A 26,300-nucleotide genomic window follows, 5' to 3' on the forward strand; every position below is an offset into this window, starting at 1 on the left:
GTGATTAGTTTTAAATCAGGAACATCAGGGGATGTCGTTGACCTTGATTATGTTCGAGAGGTAGAAGAGGAAATAGGTGTTTCGTTTCCAGAATCATATCTTGAACTTATGAAGGTTTATAATGGAGGAATACCATTTGAGCAATATTTTGATTTGAGCGGAAATGAAAAGGTTATTGAAAGATTTTTATCATTTATACCTAATTATAAAGAAAATGAAATCGGTTGTTATGATATCGAAGTTGTTTGGAGTCAGATCGAAGGACGTTTAAATGATTTTTTATGTCCTTTCGCTGTATTATTTGCTGGTGACTTTCTCTGCTTTGATTGCGAAAATCGAGAGGAGCCACGAGTTGTTCTGTGGGATCATGAGAACTCACAGGATGACTCACCAGTATTAATCGAAGTCGCTCAGGATTTCGATAGTTTCCTAAAGTTGTTGCATTCATAACAAAATAATAAAAGCTCTGTTTTTTAGCAGGGCTTTTAAAAAATGTGTTGAATTACAGTACTAACATCAGCATTGTAGTCGCTCCTAGCTTTATCGGGATAATGGTAACTTTGATTATTTCTTTGGTTCTGTTAATGATGACGATACTTATGCCTTAACGTGGGCCTTAGATGCATACCATGGGCGAATGCCTCATTCTTTGATACCTATTGGTGGGGATTTGGAGGAGGAGTGATTTGTTTAGGTATATCGGGTGATCATTTCGGTAAGATATATTATTGGGATCCCATGAATGAGCTGGATCCTGATGATTTAGAAGATGGCGATGATATAGAAGAAATGATGTTCCAAAATTTACACATTGTGGCTGATTCTTTTATGGGTTTTATCTCGAGGTTAACACAGTCACCATATGCTTAGCTCTAGTGTTACATTCAAGATTAAGTAAACACTTTTTATTTTCAGCCGTAAACCACCTACTTCAGTAGGTGGTTATCATTTTCTGGACTTTACTTGTAGTGTCGTCAACTTGGATGTGAAGTAGTTGAGTTGAATGTATAAAGTGATCATGTACACCTTTCGGAGAAGGTGCCGCCTAAACTGTCAGTTGATTGTTCTTTCTGTTTTTACTTATAAGAGGGGCGCTTTGAAGTGGTCAAGGAGCAGCTCCGGTCAGCAATTGAAAATCATTCTATTTCAATAGTTGAATACGATGAGGTAACTAAAGAAGAGTTTGATTCCACCGAAGAATTGTATGAATGGTTAATTGAAGTTTGGAATCAAACTATAGGTGGACCTCTTAACGGATAGTCATTTGTGTGTTGTTTCAAACAAAGTTGATGACGTTGTTCAGCTACAAAACTTTGATTTGGTCACTATAGTGATTGTTATTAAATAGTCCTCTACTTTCTTAGTCTCTCTAATGCATTCAAGCAGGTAAAAAAGCACTACAAAAAACGACCATTCATATACTCAAATGAGATCCTCGTCGCTGTTTTTTGCAACTAGCTATTTAATGATGAAAACCATACTTAGGAGTTGTATAAGTAGAAATGCAGTATGGATAGAGCAGTACAGAACAATAATCAAGCGTTGTTGGATAAGCTTGTAGAACACTTTGGTATCACTCGTTTTACGAAGGATGGAGGGTATATTTTACCGGATGGACGTTTGTTGGATTTGCAGCGTTCAGATATGGACAAACGTCAGTACCACAGAGCTATTGCTGCTTTGTTGCCGCAAGAGATGCACGGGGCTTGTGATGAAATTACTATTATCAACTTGATGGCTGCGACAGGTGTGATTCGTTACGAATCCAGGGGGAGGGTACATGTTGCTGCTGAGCCAACCCAAACTCAAAGGCGTAAGCTGTTCGATATAATGAAGTACAGTGTCCATCCGTATCGGGTGATTGCCTCCGACACGAATGGTGCCACCATTGGTGATCAAATGTTTCAATCACCTCAAGCCCATGAATTACTTCACTTCTTTAATCAATGCTTTGCAGGACCGTTAAAAGAATATAGAGATGATGAATTCTGTGTAATGCAGGAACATAATGATTATGTTCTTGTTTTTCGGCCAGAAAACCGCATCGCCAGCCGTTATTCTGTAAACAGCGGTACTTACACTACGGAACCTGGTTTTGATGATGTACTTGCGTTGTTTAAGAAGAAATTGGCGAAGATAAAGATCCGTTACTCTTCAATTGCTTAGATTAGGCTGACAAAGGTGAGGAGTAATGAATTGAAATATTCCTCCACTTTTTCGTACTTATTGAGATTGTAGATAAGATAATTATCTATCACTAGCCTACTTAGAGGAGGGATCAACTTTCTTTTGTCGGTGCTTTTTTGACCTATATACCATGTCGGAAGATTGTTTTACACTTGGTGCTATTCATGTGTTACAGATGCGTTTTACAGTCTTCGACCAAAGGTAACCCCATTCAATGAGGAAGCATTTTTTTATCTCTCTGATGTTCTTTCCTGCTTTTGTTAAAGCTACACCAGAAGATGGTATGTTGTTGAATCTTATTGCGAGTGGGCAGAAACCGAGTTCTCAGTCACTGTTTAGTGATGGAACAACGGAATGGCGCGGAGGATTGTTTACAGATACAAAAACGCCTAAAAAGCCGAAATTTTACGATTTGGCGTTGCGGTATACACGTAAGTATGACGTTCCACTTTCATTGGTTCTGGGTATAATTGAAACTGAGTCAAACTTTAACCCTAATGCTGTCAGTCATAAAGGTGCTAAAGGGTTAATGCAGCTGATGGATATGAATTCACGCCACTGGAAAATAGATCCATTCATTCCTGAGCAGAATATTAAAGTCGGCACTGCGATGATTTCTCGTTTATTGGGTAAATATCAGGGAAATATCGATCTTGCATTAGCTGCATATAATGCTGGAGAGGGGAATGTGAGAAAGTATCGGGGAATACCTCCTTACAGGGAAACTCAACAATATGTCATCAAAGTAAAGAGGAAAATGAGAAAATATGATGACTATAATCCTCCGCAGTCACTTGAGAATTATAGTTTGTTTTTAAAAAAACATAACTAGAGGCAAATTTACAATTAAAAATGGTCAAAAAAGCACCTTGTGAGTTCAATAAATAATCACAGGTTGATTTCGTACGCAAATTATGACTCAAAATTACTCATTTGAATATAATAATTACTTTGTATATTGAAATCTGATTCACTAACTGGCCTAATATAAAAACAGTTTCAATGTAACATTGAACTCTGCGCTATAAGTAAAAATATCTTAGCTATATTATTGTTGTTTAAGGAAATAAAATGAAAAAACTATTTGCAGTGGCTGCTATTTCTCTTCTGCCGTTTGGTAATGCAATGGCTGATCAGGACATTGGCTGTGGTCTGGGTTCTATGCTACTTGAAGGCCAGAAAGGTAAGCCAATGAAGATTCTTGGCGCTACTCTGAATGGTACTTCTGGTAACCAAACTTTCGGTATTACATTTGGTACTCTTGGCTGTGATGGTAGTAGTGAAATTACTTCAACTGAAAAACTAGCAATGTACATCGATGCTAACATGGATACACTTGCACGTGATATGGCTCGTGGTGAAGGCGACAGCCTAGCAACTCTATCTGAAGTATGGGGTATTCAGGAAGCTGATAAAGCACACTTTGCAGCTGTAGTTCAGTCTGAGTTTGCTAATGTGTTCACTTCTACAAGCGTTACTTCTGACGAAGTCCTAAATAACATCAACGGTGTTATTGCAAATGACGCTAGCCTAGCAGGTTACGTACTGTCTTAATATAGCTGTTTCTTTGTATAAAGCGTCCTCACTTCATTGTGGGGGCGCTTTTTCTATATATGGTTACCCATGCATATACCTTCTACCTTTAAGAATTTAATCTCACCATTGGTCATTATTTCTGCATCATTTTTATCCACAGATGTAATAGCAGAAAGCTCGAATTATGCTGTAGGTTATGATGAACTTGCTCAACATCCTTATTGGTTGAAATTAGGGCATTACCACCCCAATATTTTCTCTGGCTGGCAGAGTCAAATCGATAGTTCAGACTTTTTCATCTCGCCTGAAGGTAAAAAAGATCCCTTATCAGAATTAAAAGCAACGTTGGATAAATTTAACAGTGATGAGTTTGAGCTGTATGCATGTATGTATCCGGCTAGATTTAACTGGTTACGCGAAAAGCTACATTTCAATCAAACAATGCCAACTTGTCCTGATTTGGAAACCTGGAAGTCAACACTTAACCCAAAAGGTTTGACGATGGTGTTTCCGACAGCATTTATAAATAACCCTGAATCTATGTTTGGGCATACCTTACTGAGAATTGATGCCCACAATCAGACCAAGAATAGTGAACTTGTGGCTTATGCTGTTAATTTTGCTGCAGATCCGGACAGTTCAGATAATGCTGCGCTATTTGTAATCAAAGGATTTGCCGGCAGTTATCCTGGTTACTTCAGTGTTATGCCATATTACCGGAAAGTTAAGGAATATAACGATCTGGAATCAAGGGATATTTGGGAGTTTCCGTTAGCATTATCTGAAGACGAAGTTGAAAAAGTGATATTGCATTTGTGGGAGCTACAACCGGCAGTTTTTGATTACTTTTACATGGATGAAAATTGCTCTTATCAATTATTGTCTTTATTACAGTTAGCAAGAGAAGATCTTGATCTTGTAAGTAATTTTGAATATTCAGCGGTACCGTCTGACACTATTATTGCATTAAATAAGCACGGACTAATTAGTGATGTGAGCTATCGAGCTTCATACGGTACACGTTTGTTACATTTTGCTAGTCAGTTAAATGAAGACGAACTAAATGTGGCCTCTGAAGTGATGGGGGGAGACACACAAAGCCTAGAGCAATACGATGATATTAGGCGTGCCGCAATTCTTGAGATGGCTTATGAATGGCTGAATTTCAGGTTTTATGACGACCCAAACCTTGATCGAAATACAGCAATTGAAACCTTGAATAAGTTATTGATAGAAAGAAGCAGATTAAAGGTCAAATCACCATTTTCTCCACTTTCTGAACCAGATTTATCACCTATTGAATCGCATGGTTCTCGTCGTTTAGGTATTGGGCTTACTTCAAATAAAGTAGCTAATGATCATTTAAATATAAGCTGGCGTGCCACGTATCATGATTTATTAGACCGCTCTGGTGGCTTTGTTCCCGGCGCAAGTATAAGTTTTTTAAATACTGAATTGAGTGTGGATTCAGAGGGGGATACAAAGCTCAATAAGTTATACTTTGTTGATGTTAGCGCTCTGGCACCAGATAACAATATATTTAACAGTATCGCATGGAATCTACGAACAGGTTTTGATCGCCAGCCTGATGATAATGAATGGAGTGAAAGGTGGTTTTTACGAGGTGGTATCGGAAAAGCTTGGGGAGACTCCAATCAACTTCATAGTTATATGCTGTTCTCTGGAGAAGCCAATACAGGCAAAATCACGAATGATCACCTCAATGCTGCTATTGGCATAGATGCTGGTGTTGTTGTGCAGTTTAATAGCGATAATAAGATGCATATTAACGCTCAGGCTTATAAGCTGTTCGATGATGATGTTGACTATCATAGTAAGGTAACAATTGGCTGGCAGTGGTCTCCTGTGCGAGAATGGGGGATTCGTAATGAACTTGGTTACCAAGAGTGGAATGGATATGATGCTTTTGGTAAGTTGACCATGTATTACTACTACTAAATCGAATAGTCAGACATAAATAAAGGGGGCAAATTATCTTGCCCCCTTTTTATTTTAAGTTTCCTGCATTAATGACGACCTTTTACAACAATGGTATTTGTTGAAGAAGATGTTTTGCCTTTGTCATCTGTTACCGTAACCTGGAACTTCAGCGTAGCGTCATGACGTGGTGTCAGCGCGTAAGCATAGCTTTCGTCTGAGTACGCAATTTCGGTAGCAGGACCTGCAATTTGAGTCCACTGATAGCTGACAATCTTGCCATCTGTATCGGATGATTTTGTTGCATCCAGTGCAACCCACTCAGAGTATGAGGCTGTTTTGTCACTACCCGCGTGCGCAACAGGTGTTTTATTGCCGTCATCATAAAGACCGTTAACATACACGGTCTGAATCGCAGATCCAGTTTGTCCGTTTTCATCCGTGATTGTCAGTTTAAATTTCAGCGTTGTGCTGTAATACGGCATAAATGCATAAGAGTAGTTATTACCAGGGTAGGCAAGACGTACTTTAGGGCCAGCGATTTGTTCCCACTTATATTCAACGTTAGCACCTTCCGGGATTTCTGACTGAGTACCATCCAGGATAATCCACTTGTAGCCAGGAGCCGTAACTTCTGAGGCAACGCGTGCAACAGGCGCGTTTTGTTCGCCTTCAACTTTGATTTCACCCTCATACGCTTTGGCATTGTGTTCTGTTACTGTAACAGTCATTGCCTCAGTGCTTTCAAGCTCAAAGTGAGCGACACCGTTCTCATCTGTCGTCGCGATGAATGAATCGCCAGATTCAGATACTAGGGCAACGCGGGCATTTTGGATCCGGTCATCACCGTTACGAACAACTACGTCAAACGTTGCAGATTCGCCATTGCTTGCAAATTCAGCCGGATGAGTAACAGTCAGTTCTTTAGGACGTTCAGTACGAAGTTCCAGTTCTGGGTCACCAAACCAGTTAAAGAAACGAGCCGTATCAACAGCATCATCGTCCCACGTACTGTAGTGTGAAAACAGTCGTGCTTTCGCTCGGTTTAGCGCCATAGCCGGACGCCATGAGACGGGGTAGATATTGCTTGACCAGGTTCCGTCATAATCATCCCAGAAGCTGTCCATAATACCGGCATGCATCAGGTCGTTGTAACCAGATAAGCTGACTCGAACTGCACCGGTGAAACCGACTGCACCACCGTTCGGGTTTCGCATCCAGGCTTCAGCAAATGAGTCTTTACCATCAAACCAACCGGTTGCACAGTTCAGGCTGAATACAACAGGAGCTAAGTTACCGTTTGTTAGTGAGCTAACATGCTGTGCAACAAAGCGAGGGTCAGCCCAACCAGAACCATCATCGTAACCATGGTCACGGTGCATTACAAAACCAACACCTTCATTAATAGCATTGGCAATGTCAAAGCGATTACCATTACCCTGATTTTTCCATGCCTGTGGTACAGTCTTTGGTGGAGTAATACGAGCACTACCGTAGCTCCAGCCGCCGTATTTCAGAGTCTTTTTCAGATCTGCGTCCCACTGAAGTGCTGTGTGGATTTGGAAACCTTTATTGAACAAATCACCAGGGCCATTGAAGAAATCATAGTCTGGGCCTAAGAAATCAGCCACACGATGGAGGTCTTCCATAAACATGCGGTCTGCTTGCCGGTTCTTGTTGGAATCTTGGTATTGGCCAGCCAGAAGAACATGGTTGTAACGATCAGAGTCTACAGGGTTTTTTTCGTAGGCGAGAGTGCGGTTAACCATTGTTGTAATCTGAGCTTCAGTATCGCCTGGGAAACGCCCAATCACTAAGTCTGCGTATTTATCGGTACCTTCAACCAGCGTATATTCATAGTCGGTATGCCATTTATGACGATAGCCGCCATGAGCATCATGACCTTGAATTTTGTAAGCAGGAACATTCTCATGGTCGCCGACAAGTAATACATATGATGTCATTGGACCATTTTCATAAGCATCCTTGATGTATGCTTTGATTTTTTTCTGAGTATTTCCAGTTTCAGTAATTGTGGCTACGTGAACTTTGTAACCTTTCTTACGTTTCCAGGCTGCTAGTGGTTCTATGGCATTTCTGAATTCATCTGCCGTGATGATCAAATAGTCAGCTTGCTGAGCAGGTGTGAGTTCTTCATTATTTTCCTGACGGACAGGAGAAACTATAGAATCGTTTTTTTGATCAGACTTTAGGCGTAGGTCTATGATTGAGTCAGATGGTGCGTCAAAACTTAGTTTATACTCACGTTTTGGTGTTTTGCCATCTGACAGTACATAGTTAACGTGGAAACGTACTTTCTTGGCAAAGCGAACTGTTTCATCAATCGGATTGTAATCAATTGGCCGATAAGAAATAACCGCATAGCTTTTACCACGAACACGAATGGTATCAATAACAGTGATTGGTGAAGTGACAGATTCAGTTAGTCTTTGATATGCAGCTTCGTTTTTGACGAATGGCATATTTTGGTCAGGACGAGTTCCGTCAGCTTTCACTGAATCTGGAAATGGTAGCTGGACCGGATCAACGGTAATATCATTAAATGTTTCAGACCATTCAACATCATCAATAATAATGTCTAGCTCTGCACCATCAGGTACGCGAACCATCTGTTGGTAACCTGTCAAATTAGGTAAACCAGGAGCGGCTGGACTACCCGCATCTGGAAGCATGATACGATCATAGATATTACCATCGGCCATTTTCACTTTACCCATGGTAAGTGAAGTTAATTTGGCTTCAAATAACGCACTATTACCTTTTTGGTTAATAAGCGAGACGTTTTTGCTTGTCTGTGCTGTTCGTACAAGAGGCGCAGTATCATACATTTGGTCAAAGGTTATGATTTGTTTATCATAAACCATGACATCAGTATGATCGACGGCTAGAGCTGGTTGTGAAAATAGAGCGAGGGTCAAAAGGAGCCTCGTTTTATTCAATTTCATTATTATCTCCTGTAACTGTTGTGTGTTGTTGAAATTGAAATGCCTGCATTAAATGCAGTTGTTATAAACTTGATTTGGATTTAATAAACTGAAGAGTCTGTGATACTCATTCAAATTAATTTCCTGGCTTGTTTTTGAAGTTGATTTAAAACGGTTATAAAGACCGACTTAACTTTCTTCATATAAACATAACGAAGCATCGCATGTATAAAAACACTACGTGGCTGATATCAAGTTTTTAGTGAGGTGCAAACTTTTATTTAAGTGTGCACTTAACTAAATGCTCTTGATGATTTGTTTTTATATAACGTTATAACTAATAAGGTTAAATTGGTTGTGAGATATTTAAAAGCCTACTTATTGGTCTCTGTTATGTGTTTATTGGTTATTATATATAACACGAATAGAGAAGTGCGCCGCAGGTGTTTGGATTAATAATTATGTTTTGTATAACAAGTTAGACACTCCTCGCAGTTTTTTTTCGTGCAAACTTTTGGTTTTGTCCTAATGATGACACGTATGAAGTATGGTTTAATTCCTAAAAGTGCTTTAAATATCGAGCGATATTGTTTAGTTGATAGATAACTCAATATATTAAGCCATCATATCCAGCCGCAATATTGTGATCTTCACCGAGAAATAATTGGTGAAAGAGTTTTGTGCGGATTTTAATTGCGGACGATAAAAAAGGGGAATACCGAATGGTATTCCCCTTTGTGTACTGTGCTGTATTTAGACGATAGCCTAAATTAACGACGACCCTTTACAACAACGGTATTTGTTGCAGAGGACGTTTTGCCTTTGTCATCTGTTACGGTTAGCTTGAACTTAAGTGTCGCGTCATAACGTGGTGTCAGAGCATAAGCGTAATCGTTATCAGGGTAGGCAATTCGTACAGTCGGACCGGCAACTTGAGTCCACTTATAGTTTACAAGTTTGCCATCTGGATCTGCTGATTTTGTACCGTCAAGGGCAACCCACTGAGATGTTGAAGCCACCTTGTCGGTACCAGCATCAGCAACAGGAGCTTTGTTATTGTCTTCCTGACCGGTAACAAATACAGTTTGAATCGCAGAACTGCTGCGACCAGCTTCGTCAGTTACAGTTAACTTGAATTTCAGCGTTGCACTTTCATAAGACGTCAGCGCGTAAGCGTACTCATTGCTTGCGTAATCAATACGAACTTTTGGTCCTTCAACCTGTTCCCACTGGTAGTGAACTTTTGCACCTTCTGGTATTACAGATTTTCTTCCGTCCAGTACAACCCACTGATAACCGGGTACAGTCATATCTGCGGCAACTTTAGCTACCGGGCCATCGCCGTCAACGGTAATCTGGCCTTCGTAAGCTTTTGCATTGTGCTCTGTTACAGTTACAGACATTGGTTCGTCTGTATCAACCTCGAAGTGAGCAACACCGTTTTCATCCGTTGTTGCAACGTGAGATTCACCAGATGCAGAAACTAAGGCAACACGTGCATTTTCAACGCGTTCTTCACCATTACGAACAACGACATCAAATGCAGCAGAAGCTCCGTTTGTGAATTGAGCTGGGTGAGTAACGGTCAGCTCGCTCGGACGTTCAGTACGAAGTTCCAGTTCTGGATCACCGAACCAGCTGAAGAAGCGAGCTGTATCAACGGCTCCGCTATCACGCATGCCGTAATGAGAGAACAAACGCTCTTTAGCTCGGTTAACTGCCATCGCCGGACGCCATGATACAGGGTAGATAGCACTAGACCACGCACCATCATAATCGTCCCAGAAGCCATCCATAATTGCCGCGTGCATCAGGTCGTTGTAACCGGAGTAGCTGACACGAGCTGCACCGGTAAAGCCTACAGCACCACCATTAGGGTTACGCATCCAGGATTCAGCGAATGAATCTTTACCGTCGAACCAGCCAGTTGCACAGTTAAGGCTGAAAACAATCGGCGTCATGTTACCGTTGGTCAGCGCATTCACTTCTGTAGCAGTAAAGTGAGGATCTGCCCAGCCAGAGCCATTACCGTAACCGTGGTCACGGTGCATTACTAAGCCGACGCCCTGGTTGATTGCATCAGCGATATCGTCTTTATCGCCACTTCCCTGATCCTTCCAAACCTGAGGAACGACTTTTGGTGGAACGACACGGGCAGTACCGTAATCCCAGCCTTCATATTGCAGTTCCTTGCTTGTATCAGCATCCCATTGCAGGGCAGTGTGAATTTGATACCCTTTGTTGAAAAGATCGCCTGGACCATTGAAGAAATCGTAATCAGGGCCGAGGAAGTCAGCAACACGGTGTAAATCTTCCATAAACATACGGTCAGCAACAAGGTTATGATCATTACTGTCCTGGAATTGGCCAGCTAACAGAATATGGTTGTAACGGTCAGAATCTGCAGGGTTTTTCTCGTAGTTCAGAGTACGGTTAACCATACCTGTAATCTGAGCTTCGGTATCACCGGAGAATCGGCCGATCACAAGGTCTGGGTATTTATCAGCGCCGTCTACCAGAGTGTATTCAAAGTCAGTATGCCATCTGTGGTTAGGACCATGATAACCGTGACCGACGATTTCGTACCCAGGAACATCTTCATGGTCACCAACGAACAGCACATATGAAGTCATTGGGCCTTTTTCATAGGCATTTTTAATGTATGCCTTAATTTGATCCTGAGTATTACCGGTTTCAGTGATTGTTGCTACGTGAACGTTGTAGCCTTTTTTCCGTTTCCAGGCAGCTAAAGGTTCGATTGCGTTTGCGAAGCGGTCGGCAGTGATAATCAGATAGTCGGCCTGTTGTGCAGGTGTCAGCTCTTCATTATTTTCCTGACGGGCAGGGGTAAAAGCGGCGTCGGACTTTTTCTCTGCTTCTGTTCGAAGATCAATAACTGACTCTTCAGGATTTGTGAAGTCTAGCTTATCCTGACGTTTTGGTTGTTTGCTTTCAGGTAAAACATAGTTGACGTGGAAGCGAACTTTTTCGGCAAAACGGACGGTTTTCTTAACCGGATTGAATTCAATTGGTCGGTAAGAAATCACCGCATAGCTTTTGCCTCGAACACGTACTGTATCAACAACGCTTACCGGCGGCATTACGGCATCAGTAAGCATGTTATAGGCAGCTTCGTTTTTGACAAATGGCATGTTTTCTTCAGGACGGGAACCATCCATCTCAACCACGTCAGGGAATGGAAGTTGAACAGGGTCGACAATCATATCTGAGTATGTGTCAGACCATTTCACTTCATCGATAACAACGTTAAGCTGTGCACCGTCAGGAATGCGAACCATTTGCTGGTAACCGGTAAGGTTTGGTAGTCCAGGCTCTGCCGGGCTGCCACCATCTGGTAGCATGATTCGGTTATAAATATTGCCATCAGCCAATTTAACTTTGCCCATAGTAAGCGATGTTAGTTTCGCTTCAAATTGAGCACTGTTGCCTTGCTGATTGATCAGTGAAAAGTACTGACTTTTTTGCGTTGAGTCGGCAGCTGAAACAGCATCGTACATTTGATCAAACTGAATGACTTGTTTGTCAAATACCATTCGATCTGTATGGTTGTCAGCAAAAGTGGGGTGTGAAAATAGAGCGAGGGTTAAAAGAAGCCTCGTTTTATTCAATTTCATTATTCTCTCCTGTAACTGTTATGTGTTGTTGAAATTGAAGCTCTGCATTTATTGCAGTTGTTATAAAATTGATTAGGCTTTATTAGTGCTGAGAATATGTGACTCTCATTCAAAATTACTGTGCTTATTAACTCCTGTTTCTCTGTTGATTGAAATGCAAATAACAAGCGATAGGGTGATTAAAAGTAAGCGCAAAAAACCATCGCACATATATATCAATACTGCGGTGAACTAATATCAAACTTTTATTTATCTATCTCTTGCGCATGCAAATCGACAGTCTGCTAATGATAATAAATTAATCTATCCGTTACTTCCCTGTGTTTTTGAATTGACATGGATCATTAATTAAGCTTGCTCGCTTTATGAGCGGTTCAATAAGGTGTTGCTATGTTTTAAGTGCATATTATGTATATCACGAATATAGGAGTCTGCCGCAGATATTTAAAGTAAGAATTAAATTTTGTATAACAAATTAGATATTCCTCGCACTTTTATTCTTATTGAGCATTGTGTTTATTCCATGGGAAGTGCGCATTATGTGTAATTTTATGCTGATTTGGTTTTATTTATGCACAATCTTCCTTTGATTAAGAAACACCTAATATTTCCTGTTGTTGAAATATGAAGAATTATTGTGATTTTCATCGAAAAACATGTTCTCGAATTAATTTTGCACTAGAGTATTCATACATGAACAAAAGATAGAGACGTTTTTTTGAGTAATTTCTGGAAATACTTGGCTATTACATTGCCCTTAACAGCGAATTCAAGTGACAACGTCACATGGGGCGAGAATGTAAAGCGGACTGATGGGTTGATATCTGTTGAAGATTTGAGGGTCAAGCGAGATGGTGAGCAACCCTGGGGGCTTGCCGCAGTTGTAAGGATGGCATCCATACCGTATGCGACCCAGTCTGTCGTTGAAGATACAAGTGTAAGTACTTTTGTTCCAATGATGTTTTACCAGGGGGATCGGCTGTTTCTCAATGGTACAGAAGCTGGATTGAATCTGTATCGCTATGAAGACTGGGAATTAAATGCTCTGGTAAGAATGCATTTTATCGATATCCCTTCATCATTTCAGAATCAAATTGGTGGTGATACCGGTGATATTGGTTTCCAACTTAAGTATCAATTCGAGGATAATTTATATAGTCAGTTCGACGTTTTGTCCGATCCAGATGGACGGTTCAGTTCGATGGCAACGTTGGGAGCAATATATCAGACCGGGAACTGGCGATTCAGGCCACAGGCATCATTAAACTGGAAGGAAAGTGCATACAACAGTTATTACTATGGTCTTAATATTGAGCCGATAAATGCTGGTGTCGATATTAAATTGGGAGCTTCAGTCTCTTATCACGTTGCATCAAACCTCTATTTGTTGGCAGGAGCAAGAGCCACGAGGTTTGATAAGAACATACAAGACTCATTTATTGTTGATGAAGACTGGCAGGGGGAAGTATATGCTGGGTTCGGTTTCTTTAATGACAGTAAGAAACCAAGAAAAACAACCTTGAGCAATAAACCTTATTTGCGAGTTGCTCATGGTTGGGCGACACCTTCAAATATTGGTGAAATATTCTCTGGTAACCGAGTGAAGGATGAATTCAATAATCAGCTCACTTCTCTTTTTTATGGCCATCCGTTAACGGATGAGTTGTTTGGATTACCATTAGATATTTATCTGACGCCTGGGTTTGTCTGGCACTGGAGCTCAGATGTTCAGGGTTCAACTCAAGAATATGTCATGGCGGTGAAAGCTTATTATACCGTAGAATGGCCAGTGAAGTGGCGCTTCGGTGCTGCAGAGGGATTATCTTATATCAGTAATATTACTTACATTGAGCAAAGTGAAATGGACAGAAAAGGGTATGAGCCAAGTAATCTGCTTAATTTTCTGGACTTCTCTTTTGATGTAAATCTTGGCGATTTATTCAATCATAAGCCACTGGATAATGTGTGGTTTGGCTATAGTCTTCATCATCGTTCCGCTATTTTTGAAAGTGCTTCCCAGTTTGGCCGAATTAAAGGTGGAAGCAATTACAACACGGTTTATCTGCAATTTGATTTCTGATGAATAGATAAGCTAGATGAAAGAAACAAAAAGGCCTTACCTGGAAAGACGTACAGGTAAGGCTGTAAACCCAATGCGGCAGGAATCTGAAAGTGTCTGAATTGAGATTTTAAGCTGTAATATTATCGAGTTCGGATTTAGCGTCAGCAATACCTTTGGCTGCAAAATCTTCACCCATATTCAGTGCTTCGCTGTAAACAAACTCAACATCCGTCAGGCCGACAAAGCCAAGAATTGTTTTTAGGTATGGCACCATGGTGTCAGTTGCGCCGTCTTTATGCATACCACCGCGAGTGGTTACAACAATCACTTTTTTACCTGTTAGCAAACCTACAGGGCCATTTTCCGTGTAAGAAAAAGTCACGCCAGCTCGGGCGATTAAGTCAAACCAGTTTTTCAGCTGTGTTGGGATAGAGAAGTTGTACATAGGCGCTGCAATTACCAAAGTGTCACTGGCTTTGACTTCTTCGATCAGTTGATCTGATAGTGCTAATGCTTCTTGCTGACGCGGAGTCAGGTTATCACCGCCACGAAGGCCGCCTGCAATTTCACCGTCAAGAACAGGTAGAGGATTCGCTGCCAGATCACGCTCGATAATAGAGCTGACTTTTCCCTGCCATGAAGCGATCAGGTGATCGATAAGGCCGTTTGACTGAGAGTAATCACCCAGGATGCTTGACTTCAGAACGAGTACATTTGACATAGTAATTTCCTTTGCGCTGTGTGTTGGCTTGGAAGTAACTATATTGAATCCTCACCATGGTTAATAGCGGAAAAAGTTGCACAACTTATTCAAAAATATCGAACGTTAGTTTGCTTTGAATATAAAAAGATAAAAATCAATTACTTGATTTTAAATCTAAGATGGGATTTTTTGTTGTAAAGGCAGTTTTACTAACTCTTGGTAATAATCCGTTTGAAATTTTTGACTGAGATTGAGGGGGAAAGAGTAATGAAATGCAGTGAGTTTTATGTGTTCGGTTAACTTATTGAATCAGTATTAAAATTGAGAACGCAGCACAAAAAAATAGCCCGAAACGACTCCTGTCTCGGGCTTAGGGGAATGGCTCGTGAGAGCCTTGCGCTAACTGGTTAGTAAATGGAGATCAATTACACTATCAATGGTAGTTCAAGCAGTACAATTTGCCAGTTTTAGCACTGAGAATGTCATTCAACTCTGATACGGCTTCCATTATCACGCTTATTTTATATTTTCTGCTGAAAATAAATACTTTATGAATATAGAAACCTGTCAGCGCATTAGCTCTCTTATTTGTGATACCTATCGGGATACTGTCAAATATCAAACAAGTTAGTATCGCGAACAAGTTCACGAGGCAGGCCGTTTTTAATGCGGTTGCCAACCCATTTGCCGATGCCGATCGGGTAATCACGGTAGGTAACAATAAGTTCACCTTTACCGGACATATCTTCAGGACGGATATCACGTCCCATAAACCATTCTTTCGCCTGCTCGGGTGTCAGGGCAATTGCCACACTTTCATCACCTTTAGCCAAGGACATAATGGCTTCATGCTGCCAGCGATAACCTTTCTTGTGTTGCTCAGCCAGTTTGATACCGATTCGCTGGAAACGGATCTCGCTTAGTAATGGGCGAAGTTTTGCAGGGAACAGCCAAACTTCTTTATCTCGTAGCCAGATTTCGCTGTCTTCAGGCAGGTTAATGTCCAAATCAGCTTTAATGCTTTTGGTAATGTCTTGTTGTTCTTTATCTTTAGCCAGTGAGAATGGGAATTTGCCCAGGCGTTTTTTCACCTTTGGTGATTCTACTGATTCAAGCTTACGGATACGGGCAACGAAGAAGCCTTCACTGTCGAAGATTTGCGGATAAACATGCAGGAAGCCTTCTTCCGTTAGAGCTTGCTTCGCGCCGTCGAACAAATCGTCCAGCGGTTCAAAAGCCACAGCATCACCGAAGGTTTCTTTCAGGAAGTGACAAGCATGCTGGTTTTCACTCAAGTTCAGGGTACAAGTTGAGTACACCATCACGCCGCCGGGTTTTAGTGCCTGAAATGCACTGACGATCAGATCACGCTGAACGGCTGCAATCTCTTCAACAGATTCCAGGCTCCAGTTTTCCATCGCGTCGTCATCTTTGCGGATTGCGCCTTCGCCTGAGCATGGTGCATCAAGCAGAATGGAATCAAAAGATTCAGGAGCCCAGCCACCGAATACACAACCGTCAAAATGGGTTAGGGCGGCATTATAGACACCACAACGCTGAAGGTTTGAATGCAGAACTTTGATGCGGCTGGCGGCCAGTTCGTTAGCAACCAGTGCGCCGCGGTTTTCCATTGCACAGGCAATCTGCGTGGTTTTAGAGCCAGGCGCAGACGCCATATCTAAAACACAATCCAATGCATCGTTGTCTTTCAATAACGCCGTTACCGGCATCATGGAGCTGGCTTCCTGAATGTAGAAAAGGCCTGCCATGTGCTCGGCGGTATTGCCTAAAGAGACGCTGTCTTCATCTTCACGTTCAATCCAGAAACCTGTTTCGCACCAGGGTACAGGAGTGAGAGTCCAGCCTTTGTCTGCAACCCGGGTAAGAAAATCTTCCACACTGATCTTTAGCGTGTTAACGCGGATACTACGGCGAAGAGGGGTTTTACAGCAGGCAATGAACTCATCCATGCTTAAGTGTTCAGGCATGATTTGACGAATTTGCTCAATAAAAGCTTCTGGGATGTAAATGTTCGGATGCAAGGATTTGTCTCGTATATATCTTTATCTGGCGATGAAGCGAGAGTCTATAACAAACTGGGATAATAATCGACGGCAGTCTGCATGAATGGCAAAGAATCAGACAAAGAAAAGGAGCACTGGGTGCTCCTTTGTTTACAACGGGTTGGAAGTATCAGCGCTTAGTGGCGGGGAATTGCCGTACGCCAGGTTTTCCACTGTGGTTTGGCATCTTTGTACAACAGGTAGTGACTATCCTGTTTAGCCTTTGGTGCCAATGGTTGTTCTTCCGGAGTGGCAAACGCAATGCCTCCGCGGATCAGACTGTCTACAGTGCCTGACTGAACGGATGCGCCGGTCAGTCCGATGGTGACATCAACTCCTGACTTGTTCCAGAAAACGGAATCAGTGCGTACCAAGTGACTGTATTTATGTTCAATCTGAGCTTCCAGGATAACGCGATCTGCCATCTCTCCCAGAGACACTTTCACAACCTGGCCAACCTGGATGTCACGATAAAGAATTGGCGTTCCTTCGCTGATAGAGCCTCTGTCTTCACTTTCCAGGATGATTGTCAGTCCGGAATTTACCAGCTCAGCGGTACCGAGCTTGAAAATCTGATTGAAATGACCATCACCAGGCGCAACCGCAATATAGCTGCTTAACAGAGTATCCAGGTTTTTGGCTCCGGTCAGGCTCAGTTTTGGTGTTACCACCCAGAAGTAGCTGTTCGACTTTGCCAGCTTTTCTGCATATTGAGGGAACAGGCGAGCTTTGACTTTTACATTTCCAGCGTTGAAGTCTGGAATGGTTTCAATCACCTTACCTACATTAACACCCTGGTAGCGAATATCAGAACTGACGGAAATGGCTTTAGCGTCAGCCGCTGTCAGAGTGATCAACTGACCGAAATCTTTCGCTTCTTTCAGGCTGGAATACAGCTTGTAGCGTGAACCTGTTTTATTGGCGACGCCTTTCAGCTCATCAAAAGCAATGCCGCCTTTGATTAGGGTAGTGATAGGGTCTGCCTTAATACTGACACCATCCAGACCAGCCTCAACTTCTACACCAGATCGGTTCCAGAATACGGTATCAGCCTTGATTAAATGACGATACTTATTGTCGATCGCAATTGATATTGTGACGCTGTCACTTGCCAGAGCGTAGCTTTTTACTTCACCAACAGACATGTTGCGATAAAGGACAGGGCTCCCTTCTGAAACGGGCGGTAACTCATCTGCATACAGCTTGATGCTGGTATAACCTTTGAGGTTTTCAGCAGCCAGTTTTGCCAGTTGACGGCTCTTATACAGTGGATAGGTTTTTCTTATGTCCTTGCCACCTTCACTGGTGAAGGTGATGGCCTGGCTGATGATTTGATCTGCCGGCGGAACATTAACATCAACACCTTTGGCACTGATGTTGGCCTGGATGCCGCCATCAAGGAAGAAACGGCTGGCAGAGCGAACCAATGATGTGTACTCAGGCTTAACAACCACATCAAAGCGGATTTTCTTATCTTTAAGTGTAACTTTAGTTACGCGGCCAACTTCCATACCGCGGTGCTTCAATCTCGTCCCCCGCTTAACGCCATAACTGTTATCGGCATACAGTGAGAAAGTTGCCACGCCTGGTTGTTGCTCCTGCAACTCATCTTGAGTGATAGCCCTGAATCGACGTGTAGTCGTGCCTTCGCCAGGAATTAAGGTTAGGAAATTGCCACGGATCAGGTTGCCGATGTTCTTTACGCCGCTCAAGGATAACTCGGCTTCTTCCAGTACCATATGAGAACCGGTTGTCAGCAAATCGCTCATGCTTGGCTCAATAGCTGCGTGGGCGATGATTTTTTTGTGTTGCTCATCAAGACGCAGATCCGAAATCTGGCCGATTTGGAGTCCACGGTAAATGATAGGGGCTCCGCTGGCACTGATATTATTGTTATCCGGTAGGTCAATTGTAATTGCGATACCACGACCAGCGGTATTCAAATCCGGATATAGACGGAACAGATGATCTGCTTCAACCGGAGTGCCTTCATCCGGAGAGTCGAACGCTATAGCACCGCCAATCATCGCCGACAGGCTTTCAAACTGAACGTCAACGCCGTTAAAACCGACATTGGCACTCATACCGCTGACATTCCAGAAACGACTTTTATTAGTTACCAGTCCGGCGTATTGCGGACGGATAAGGATATCAATCAGAACACGTTTTTTGTCATTGCTCAGGGTGTAGTTATAAACGTCACCAACCGGAATCTTCTTGTACAGAACCTGAGAGCCGATGCTGACAGAGCCAAGGTTTGGTGAGCGCAGACGGATTTTTAGCCCCTGACCCACAGGTGTATCTGATGGCTGGCCATCTAAAGCTTTAAACTCGTAGGTTGGTTTACCTTCACCCGGCTGCAGGGCGATATAGTTACCTGAAACCAATGCATCCAAGCCGGAAATACCAGTAATAGAGGCTTTAGGTTTTACCAGCCAGAAGCGAGTACCTTCTTTTAATGTCTGAACAGCTTCCGGGTAGATATCGGCTTCAGCATAGATACTTTGCAGATCGCGGGATAGGTTAACTACACGTACCATACCGATTTCTAGGCCCTGATATCGAATAGTGGTTCTGCCAGCAGTAATACCTGCAGCATCATTGAAGTGGATTTTAATGCGTTGTCCCGCCTCATTGACGGCCTTGAATACAAGCCATCCTGCCAGGGTAAGGGCAAGCAGGGGAAGGATCCATAAAGGGGATAATCCACGATCTCTTTTTACTTTTACCGGTTCTGGTTTTTGGTTATTTTGTCCGTTGTTCATAGTTGTCCCAAATAAGACGAGAATCTAAGCTTTCAGCAGCGAGCATAGTAAGAACCACCACAACACCGAAAGCAATAGCCCCCGGCCCGGGTGTAAAATCAAGAAGTTGGTCACGATCAATCAGGCTGACCATGAGCGAAATAACGAAAAGGTCCATCATCGACCATTTACCAATCCATTGGATAACACGATATATCCTCATGCGTTGTAGATGATTGATTTTACGTTTGAACTGAATTGTCAGAAGAAGAAATGCCAGCCCGAGAATTTTGGCTACCGGCACAACAATACTGGCAACAAAGATAATGATAGCGATACCGGTCATATCACTTTTTACCAGCGAGGCAACACCTGAAAAAATCGTATCTTCGACCCGTTTCCCGTTATTCAGGAAGATAGAGATTGGGTAAATGTTAGCTGGCAGAATAAAAACGCTGGCGGCGATAAGGTATGACCAGGTTTTCTGAACCGAGTGAGGCATACGCTTGTAAAGAGGGGATGAACAACGAATGCAACGTTCGCCGTCAGCCTGAGTTAAATGGCAGGTATGACAGTGCGTCGTTAGTTCATCTGCTTTATGTTCGACTTCCGGTTGCCATGCTTCCCAGTAACGGGAAATCGTTACCTTAGTGATAAGTAGTGACATAAGGATTTGCAGGGTGACAAGAGAATATAAGCCGGGCCCGACATAAATATCTGCATAATCCTGAACTTTGAAGCATGAGATTGCCAGGCTGACAAGAAAGACATCAAACATAGCCCAGTATTTCAGGTGCTCGATAATCCATACTGAGGTACGAAAAAGCTGCAAATATCTGAATTTAAGACTGACTTGCGCACAGATTACAGAAAGACTAACCAGCAGCGGTGCTATAGAGCTGCAAAAAAGGATAAGAAATGCGACTGCCGGAAAGTCACTTGCCAGTGTTAGCGTTCCTGACGGCAGAGTTGCCGGGATCATCACGCCAAACAAACGAATAGTGATCAGCGGGAAAAAATGAGCAGGGATGAAAAGGATCAAACAAGCCAGTGCAATAGCAAATTCACCGTTAAAGTGTGATGTGCCGCCACGATATAAGCGAGTATTGCAACGCGGGCAGTAAGCACTATGTCCTCGTTTAGCGACTTCAGGCATAACAAGTAGGTCGCAGCCGGGACAGAGTCTTGCCAGTGACATGTTGTTTAATCCTTATTTAGCACAAAAACCAAGCAGTTTCTGAGTGTTACCATTATAAATGAACACTATATTATTTTACATTCAGTCTGGCTACCGGTAGTTGTTGTTCCGTATTGGGTGAAGCAGTGGTTTCAGCTGACTGAACTGCACCATAAAGGGTTTGGTACAAACCTTCTGTATTGACAAGCTCCGAATGGGTACCTGCCTGGCTGACTTGACCATCTTCGAGCACGTAGATTAAATCAGCTTGCTTAACCGCAGATAAACGGTGTGCAACTATCAGGGTTGTTCTGTTTACTAAAAAATCATTAAGAGCTGAATGCAGTGCAGCTTCTGTCGCTGTATCGAGCGCAGATGTTGCCTCATCCAGAATGACAAACTCAGGATTGGCCAGAATCATTCTCGCAATAGCCAGCCGTTGGCGCTGACCTCCGGACAGGCGGATACCCTGACGACCAATTTGTGTATCCAGTCCTTCTGTCAGGCGCTGTGTTACATCTGTCATTTGTGCGATTTCAAGTGCCTGCCATAGCTGTTCATCCGAAAAATCAGCCCCGAGACACAAATTGTGGCGGAGTGTATCATTAAAGAGCACAGGATGTTGTAAGACCACTGCCATTTTGTTACGCAGTGCTTCATAGCCTACATCTTCAATGAGATGGCCGTTGATCAGAATATCACCACTGTCTTTTTGATAAATACCGAGTAGCAGCTGAATCAGGGTTGATTTCCCACCACCAGATGAACCAACCAGTGCAATTCGTTTTCCGGCTGGAATGCAAAGGCTCAGACCATTCAGCACTTCTTTATCCTCATCGTAAGCAAAATGGATATCCTTTACTTCGATGTTGAGCGTTTCTTCATCATTAAATGGGTTAACTTTAGCGACAGGTCGTTTTTCCTCTTCTATTACGATGAGTCCATTCAGACGCTGCATTGCAGCTGAAGCACTGTACCAGGCGAATTGGATACCCAGCAGTTCCTGAACAGGACCCAGCATAAACCACAGGTAACCAAATACAGCAAACATCTGTCCTATGGTTAAATCTGTGAACAGTACCATCAGCATCGCCATGGCACGGAATAGCTCGAAGCCGAGCAGGAACAGCAGAAATGAGATTCGTCCGGCTGCTTCTGATTGCCAGGCATATTTATCAGCATCATAACGAATGTCATTGGCATTGGATTTCAGCTGGCTGAGGAACTCTCGTTCACGGTTAGAAGCACGGAGCTGGTAGATACCATCCAGAGTCTCAACTAAACGTTGCTGAAACTTTTCAAATGCCTGATTTTCTTGTTTTTTCAGTGTTTTGACATGATTCCCCATTGAGCGCGATGCGTATACTACTAGCGGGTTAACCAGAAGTATAAAAAGGCCCAGTTGCCAGTTAAGCCACAGTAGAACAATGGCGGTACCAATAACGGTCAGTAAGCCAACCAGGAACCGGCTTAACGTATCGCCGACAAATTTATCAATGGTTTCAACGTCTGTAATAAGATGAGAAGTGATCCCGCCACTGCCGCGCTCTTCATACTGACGCATGCTGATTCGGCCGAGTTTATCAATAAGGTGCTTACGGATACTGAAGGTGATGTCTTTCGCAACCAGAGTGAACTGACGGCTCTGTAAAATGTTAAGCGCCTGACTACCAATCCGCATCAGTACAACAAACAGAAGCACCAGAAGTATATAAGCTGTTGGCTGACGGAATGATTCAGGAATGAAAAAGTTAAGAAATTCAATACCACTACCAGGCTTTTCCAGAAGGATTTCATCAACCATAAGTGGCATCAGCAAGGGGATTGGTACACTGACCAGCGTAGCAATGATGGCGATAACATTCGCTGCGAGAAGTCTTGGCCGGTGATGTTTTGCTTGCTTTACCAGCCATGACCAGTTAATCATCTGATTTGAAATGTCTTTCACGGTGATAATGGTTCCTGTTACCGGGTGAGGCTATCCTTCAAAAGGCTATAAAGGAGTAAGCCATGGAAAATAAAGCCGCATTTTATGACAGGCTCACTAAGCAGGCGCTTGCGTTAGTCGATGGTGAGACTGATCTTATCGCTAATATTTCTAATATTAGTGCGTTACTCTACATGGAGTTAGAAGAGATTAACTGGGCAGGCTTCTATTTCCTGAAAGAAGACCAGCTTATTCTAGGTCCGTTTCAGGGAAAGCCAGCATGTGTTCGGATTCCGGTTGGGCGAGGAGTTTGTGGAACAGCCATTGCCGAAAATACAGTGCAACGTGTTGAGGATGTACACCAGTTTGAAGGGCATATTGCCTGTGATGCAGCGAGTAATTCCGAAATCGTTATTCCTTTTTCTGTGAAAGGAAATTTATATGGTGTACTGGATATAGATAGCCCAAACTTATCAAGATTTGACCAAGATGATGAGGATGGACTAGTTTCTTTCATTGAAGAACTACAAAAAAAGCTCTAATTGCATGCTTTCGGTGGTTTTTCGGTGTTAGGTAACTATAATAGCGAGACTATTTCTTTTTGATTTAAAGTACTAACGGCGAGTTCAACTCGCATTTGTCAGGAAAGTCCATGGAAAACTCTGAAAAGCTAACGAACAGTAAAGAAGTGATTGCATATATTGCTGAGCGTTTCCCTAAATGTTTTACTGTTGAAGGTGAAGCAAAGCCTCTTAAAATCGGTATCTTCCAAGAGCTCGCTGAGCGTCTGAACGAAGATCCAAAAGTAAGTAAAACTCAATTGCGTACCGCTCTGCGTCAGTACACTTCTTCCTGGCGTTATCTTCACGGTGTAAAAGCTGGTGCAAGTCGTGTTGACCTAGATGGTAATGAATGTGACGTGTTGACTGAAGAACACGTAGAGCACGCTAAACAGGCACTAGCTGAGAGCAAGGCTAAAGTACGTGCTCGTCGTAAAGAGCAGGCTGAAGCGAAAGCGGCTAAAAATGGTGAGGGCAAGGCGAAAAAAGTTCGTGCTAAAGCAGCTAAACCAAAGAACACCAAGCCAAAAACGACTAAGCTAAATAAAAAGCCAGCTGAAACCACCCGTGCACTGACTGCTGATGAAGTGAAAGTTGGCAAAGACGTTAGTGTGAATATGGGTAGCGGAAACATGCCGGCGACTATCGTTGAAATTAATAAGGACGACGTGCGTGTTCGTTTGAATAACGGCCTGACAATGGTTGTTAAAGCGGAGCACCTTCGTTCGTAAAGGGAGAATGCTCGACGTATGAAATGTCGATTCCGTTTCTCACTGATTGCTGCCGGCATGATGCTGGCAGCTTCAGCTCAGGCCCTTGAGGCCAAATACACGTTAAGTGATTTGCCACAGCTTGCGCCTGAAAAGCAGCATGCTACAGCAAGTAAAAGAATAGCCTCGCGCTTTACTCGCTCACACTACAGGCAATTTGCTCTTGATGATCAATTCTCAGCCAGCGTTTTTGACCGCTATGTCGAAATGTTGGACTTCAACAAAAGCTTCCTGACCGCTTCAGATATTCAGCAATTTACAAAATGGGAAAACCAACTTGATGACCAGCTCAAGCGAGGTGAGTCAACAGCTGCGTTTGACATGTTTAATAAGCTGCTGGAACGTCGTTATGACCGTTATCAATATGCGCTGACTCTTTTAGACAGAGAAATCTCTTTTGATGTCGATGAAGACTTTACTCTCGATCGCTCCGAGCTTCCTTGGGCAAAAGATCGTAATGAGCTCAATGAGTTATGGCGTAAGCGTGTTAAATACGATGCGTTAAATCTGAAACTGGCAGGCAAAGAGTGGAAAGAGATCAAGGAAACGCTGGGTAAACGTTATAACAATGCCCTTAAGCGTTTGACTCAAACTCACAGTGAAGATGTGTTCCAGCTTTATATGAATGCTTTCGCTCGTGAAGTTGATCCTCACACCAGCTATCTGTCACCTCGTAATGCTGAACAGTTCCAGTCTGAGATGAATCTCTCTCTGGAAGGTATTGGTGCAGTATTACAAGTTGTTGATGACTATACTGTTATCCGTTCTCTTGTTGCTGGTGGCCCGGCATCGAACTCTAAACAACTTTCTGCCGGCGACCGAATTATCGGTGTTGCGCAGGAAGGGAAAGAGATGGTGGATGTGATTGGCTGGCGTCTTGATGATGTGGTTCAGCTGATCAAAGGTCCGAAGGGTAGTAAGGTTATTCTGCATATCCTTCCTGAAGGTAAGAACGCCAAAAGTTACGATGTAACAATTGTCCGTGACAAAATCCGTCTGGAAGATCGTGCTGTTAAATCTTCAGTAAAATACTCTCAAGGCAGAAAGGTTGGGGTTATAGAAATCCCGAGTTTCTATGTTGGTTTGTCGGAAGATACCAAGAAAGAAATCGCCAAGCTTAATGATCAGCAAGTCGACGGTATTGTCATTGACTTGCGTAACAACGGTGGTGGTGCACTGACTGAAGCTACAGCCTTGACTGGACTGTTTATTAACAGCGGTCCTGTGGTTCAGGTTCGTGACAGCTACGGCCGGGTGAAAGTTAACGGTGATTCTGACGATAGGGTGTATTTTGATAGCCCACTGACTGTTTTGGTTAACCGATACAGTGCATCTGCTTCAGAAATTTTTGCTGCTGCAATGCAGGATTATGGTCGGGCAGTGGTTCTTGGTGAGCAGTCATTTGGTAAAGGCACAGTGCAGCAGCATCGTTCTTTGAACCATATTTATGATCTGTTTGATAAGCCTTTGGGCCATGTTCAGTACACGATTCAGAAATTTTACCGTATCAATGGTGGTAGCACTCAAAACTTGGGTGTGGTTCCTGATCTGACTTTCCCGACAGCTGTTGACCCGTCTGAAACAGGCGAGAGTGTAGAAGATAACGCTCTGCCATGGGACAGCATCAAGCCGGCTCAATACCAGAAGTTATATAACTTTTCTGGAGTGTTGCCGAAGCTTAAGACTAAGCATGAAGCGCGAATCAGCAACGATTTGGAATTTAGTTTTATTATGGAAGATATCGCCAAGTATAAAGCTGAAAAGGATCTTAATAAGATCTCTCTGAATGAGAAGAAGCGCATTGATGAGCAAGAGCAGGATGAGGAAGATCGCTTGGCTCGCTTGAATAAGCGTCAGAAAGCCATGGGTAAGAAAAGCTTTGCGTCTTTAGATGATATACCTAAAGATTATGAAGCACCTGATGCTTATCTTGACGAAGCAATCGCAATTACAGCTGATTTAGTCAAAGCACAAAGTTAATGTTTCTCTGAAATCATTATCAAAACGGCACCTTATTTGGGTGCCGTTTTTTTATCCGTCAATGTTGAATAAA

17 protein-coding genes are annotated in these 26,300 nt (G+C 42.8%); 10 read left to right on the forward strand and 7 right to left on the reverse strand.

Translation table 11 applies throughout. The annotated features are described in order from the left end of the window. From AACQ93_RS08690 to AACQ93_RS08715, 6 genes are all read left to right on the forward strand, one after another. Positions 1-450 (forward strand): SMI1/KNR4 family protein, encoded by a 450-nt coding sequence (locus tag AACQ93_RS08690; protein WP_157097534.1) that lies wholly within the window; start codon positions 1-3, stop codon positions 448-450. A gap of 231 nt (positions 451-681) precedes the next feature. Beyond that, a complete protein-coding gene (locus AACQ93_RS08695) occupies positions 682-870 on the forward strand; it encodes a hypothetical protein (protein ID WP_064604067.1) in 189 nt (62 codons plus the stop codon). A gap of 639 nt (positions 871-1,509) precedes the next feature. Next, on the forward strand, positions 1,510-2,166 hold the full coding sequence (locus tag AACQ93_RS08700) for a hypothetical protein (RefSeq protein WP_064604070.1): 657 nt from the start codon (positions 1,510-1,512) through the stop codon (positions 2,164-2,166). A gap of 235 nt (positions 2,167-2,401) precedes the next feature. Continuing rightward, positions 2,402-3,019 (forward strand): lytic transglycosylase domain-containing protein, encoded by a 618-nt coding sequence (locus tag AACQ93_RS08705; RefSeq protein ID WP_064604073.1) that lies wholly within the window; start codon positions 2,402-2,404, stop codon positions 3,017-3,019. Between the two features lie 239 nt (positions 3,020-3,258). Then, entirely contained in the window at positions 3,259-3,741 is a 483-nt protein-coding gene (locus tag AACQ93_RS08710; protein WP_064604076.1) for a DUF3015 family protein, read from the forward strand. A 69-nt stretch (positions 3,742-3,810) separates the two neighbouring features. Then, on the forward strand, positions 3,811-5,682 hold the full coding sequence (locus AACQ93_RS08715; RefSeq protein ID WP_064604079.1) for an Lnb N-terminal periplasmic domain-containing protein: 1,872 nt from the start codon (positions 3,811-3,813) through the stop codon (positions 5,680-5,682). Positions 5,683-5,750: 68 nt separating this feature from the next. On the opposite strand, the gene AACQ93_RS08720 is transcribed toward AACQ93_RS08715, so the two are convergent. Continuing rightward, positions 5,751-8,627 carry a C25 family cysteine peptidase gene (locus AACQ93_RS08720; RefSeq protein WP_064604082.1) on the reverse strand — a complete coding sequence of 959 codons (2,877 nt, stop codon included), beginning with the start codon at positions 8,625-8,627 and terminating at the stop codon, positions 5,751-5,753. A gap of 749 nt (positions 8,628-9,376) precedes the next feature. Then, positions 9,377-12,241 (reverse strand): C25 family cysteine peptidase, encoded by a 2,865-nt coding sequence (locus AACQ93_RS08725; protein ID WP_064604093.1) that lies wholly within the window; start codon positions 12,239-12,241, stop codon positions 9,377-9,379. Between the two features lie 817 nt (positions 12,242-13,058). Between AACQ93_RS08725 and AACQ93_RS08730 the strand changes: the two genes are divergently transcribed. After that, positions 13,059-14,321, forward strand: coding sequence for a MipA/OmpV family protein (locus AACQ93_RS08730; RefSeq protein ID WP_232323337.1), 1,263 nt, complete (start codon positions 13,059-13,061; stop codon positions 14,319-14,321). Positions 14,322-14,430: 109 nt separating this feature from the next. On the opposite strand, the gene AACQ93_RS08735 is transcribed toward AACQ93_RS08730, so the two are convergent. From AACQ93_RS08735 to AACQ93_RS08755, 5 genes are all read right to left on the reverse strand, one after another. After that, a complete protein-coding gene (locus AACQ93_RS08735) occupies positions 14,431-15,024 on the reverse strand; it encodes an FMN-dependent NADH-azoreductase (RefSeq protein ID WP_064604099.1) in 594 nt (197 codons plus the stop codon). Positions 15,025-15,617: 593 nt separating this feature from the next. After that, the gene (gene rsmF, locus AACQ93_RS08740; RefSeq protein ID WP_064604102.1) at positions 15,618-17,048 is read right to left on the reverse strand and encodes a 16S rRNA (cytosine(1407)-C(5))-methyltransferase RsmF; all 1,431 of its coding nucleotides are present in this window, start codon (positions 17,046-17,048) and stop codon (positions 15,618-15,620) included. A gap of 158 nt (positions 17,049-17,206) precedes the next feature. Beyond that, positions 17,207-19,834: an MlaD family protein gene (locus tag AACQ93_RS08745; RefSeq protein ID WP_064604105.1), complete on the reverse strand. Its 2,628-nt coding sequence runs from the start codon at positions 19,832-19,834 to the stop codon at positions 17,207-17,209. Beyond that, positions 19,815-21,011 (reverse strand): paraquat-inducible protein A, encoded by a 1,197-nt coding sequence (locus AACQ93_RS08750; protein ID WP_064604108.1) that lies wholly within the window; start codon positions 21,009-21,011, stop codon positions 19,815-19,817. The genes AACQ93_RS08745 and AACQ93_RS08750 overlap by 20 nt, the downstream gene beginning before the upstream one ends. Before the next feature lie 70 nt (positions 21,012-21,081). Next, entirely contained in the window at positions 21,082-22,917 is a 1,836-nt protein-coding gene (locus AACQ93_RS08755; protein ID WP_064606599.1) for an ABC transporter ATP-binding protein, read from the reverse strand. A gap of 83 nt (positions 22,918-23,000) precedes the next feature. Between AACQ93_RS08755 and AACQ93_RS08760 the strand changes: the two genes are divergently transcribed. The 3 genes from AACQ93_RS08760 to prc all read left to right on the forward strand — a co-directional run bounded on the left by AACQ93_RS08760 (position 23,001) and on the right by prc (position 26,227). Then, the gene (locus AACQ93_RS08760) at positions 23,001-23,459 is read left to right on the forward strand and encodes a GAF domain-containing protein (protein WP_064604111.1); all 459 of its coding nucleotides are present in this window, start codon (positions 23,001-23,003) and stop codon (positions 23,457-23,459) included. A 110-nt stretch (positions 23,460-23,569) separates the two neighbouring features. Next, positions 23,570-24,208 carry an RNA chaperone ProQ gene (proQ, locus tag AACQ93_RS08765; RefSeq protein WP_064604114.1) on the forward strand — a complete coding sequence of 213 codons (639 nt, stop codon included), beginning with the start codon at positions 23,570-23,572 and terminating at the stop codon, positions 24,206-24,208. Positions 24,209-24,226: 18 nt separating this feature from the next. Continuing rightward, complete coding sequence (gene prc, locus AACQ93_RS08770; RefSeq protein WP_064604117.1) at positions 24,227-26,227, forward strand: carboxy terminal-processing peptidase; 2,001 nt, start codon at positions 24,227-24,229, stop codon at positions 26,225-26,227. Positions 26,228-26,300: the final 73 nt, after the last annotated feature.

The sequence above is a fragment of the Photobacterium sp. J15 genome (assembly GCF_963870815.1).
GTDB lineage: Bacteria > Pseudomonadota > Gammaproteobacteria > Enterobacterales > Vibrionaceae > Photobacterium > Photobacterium marinum.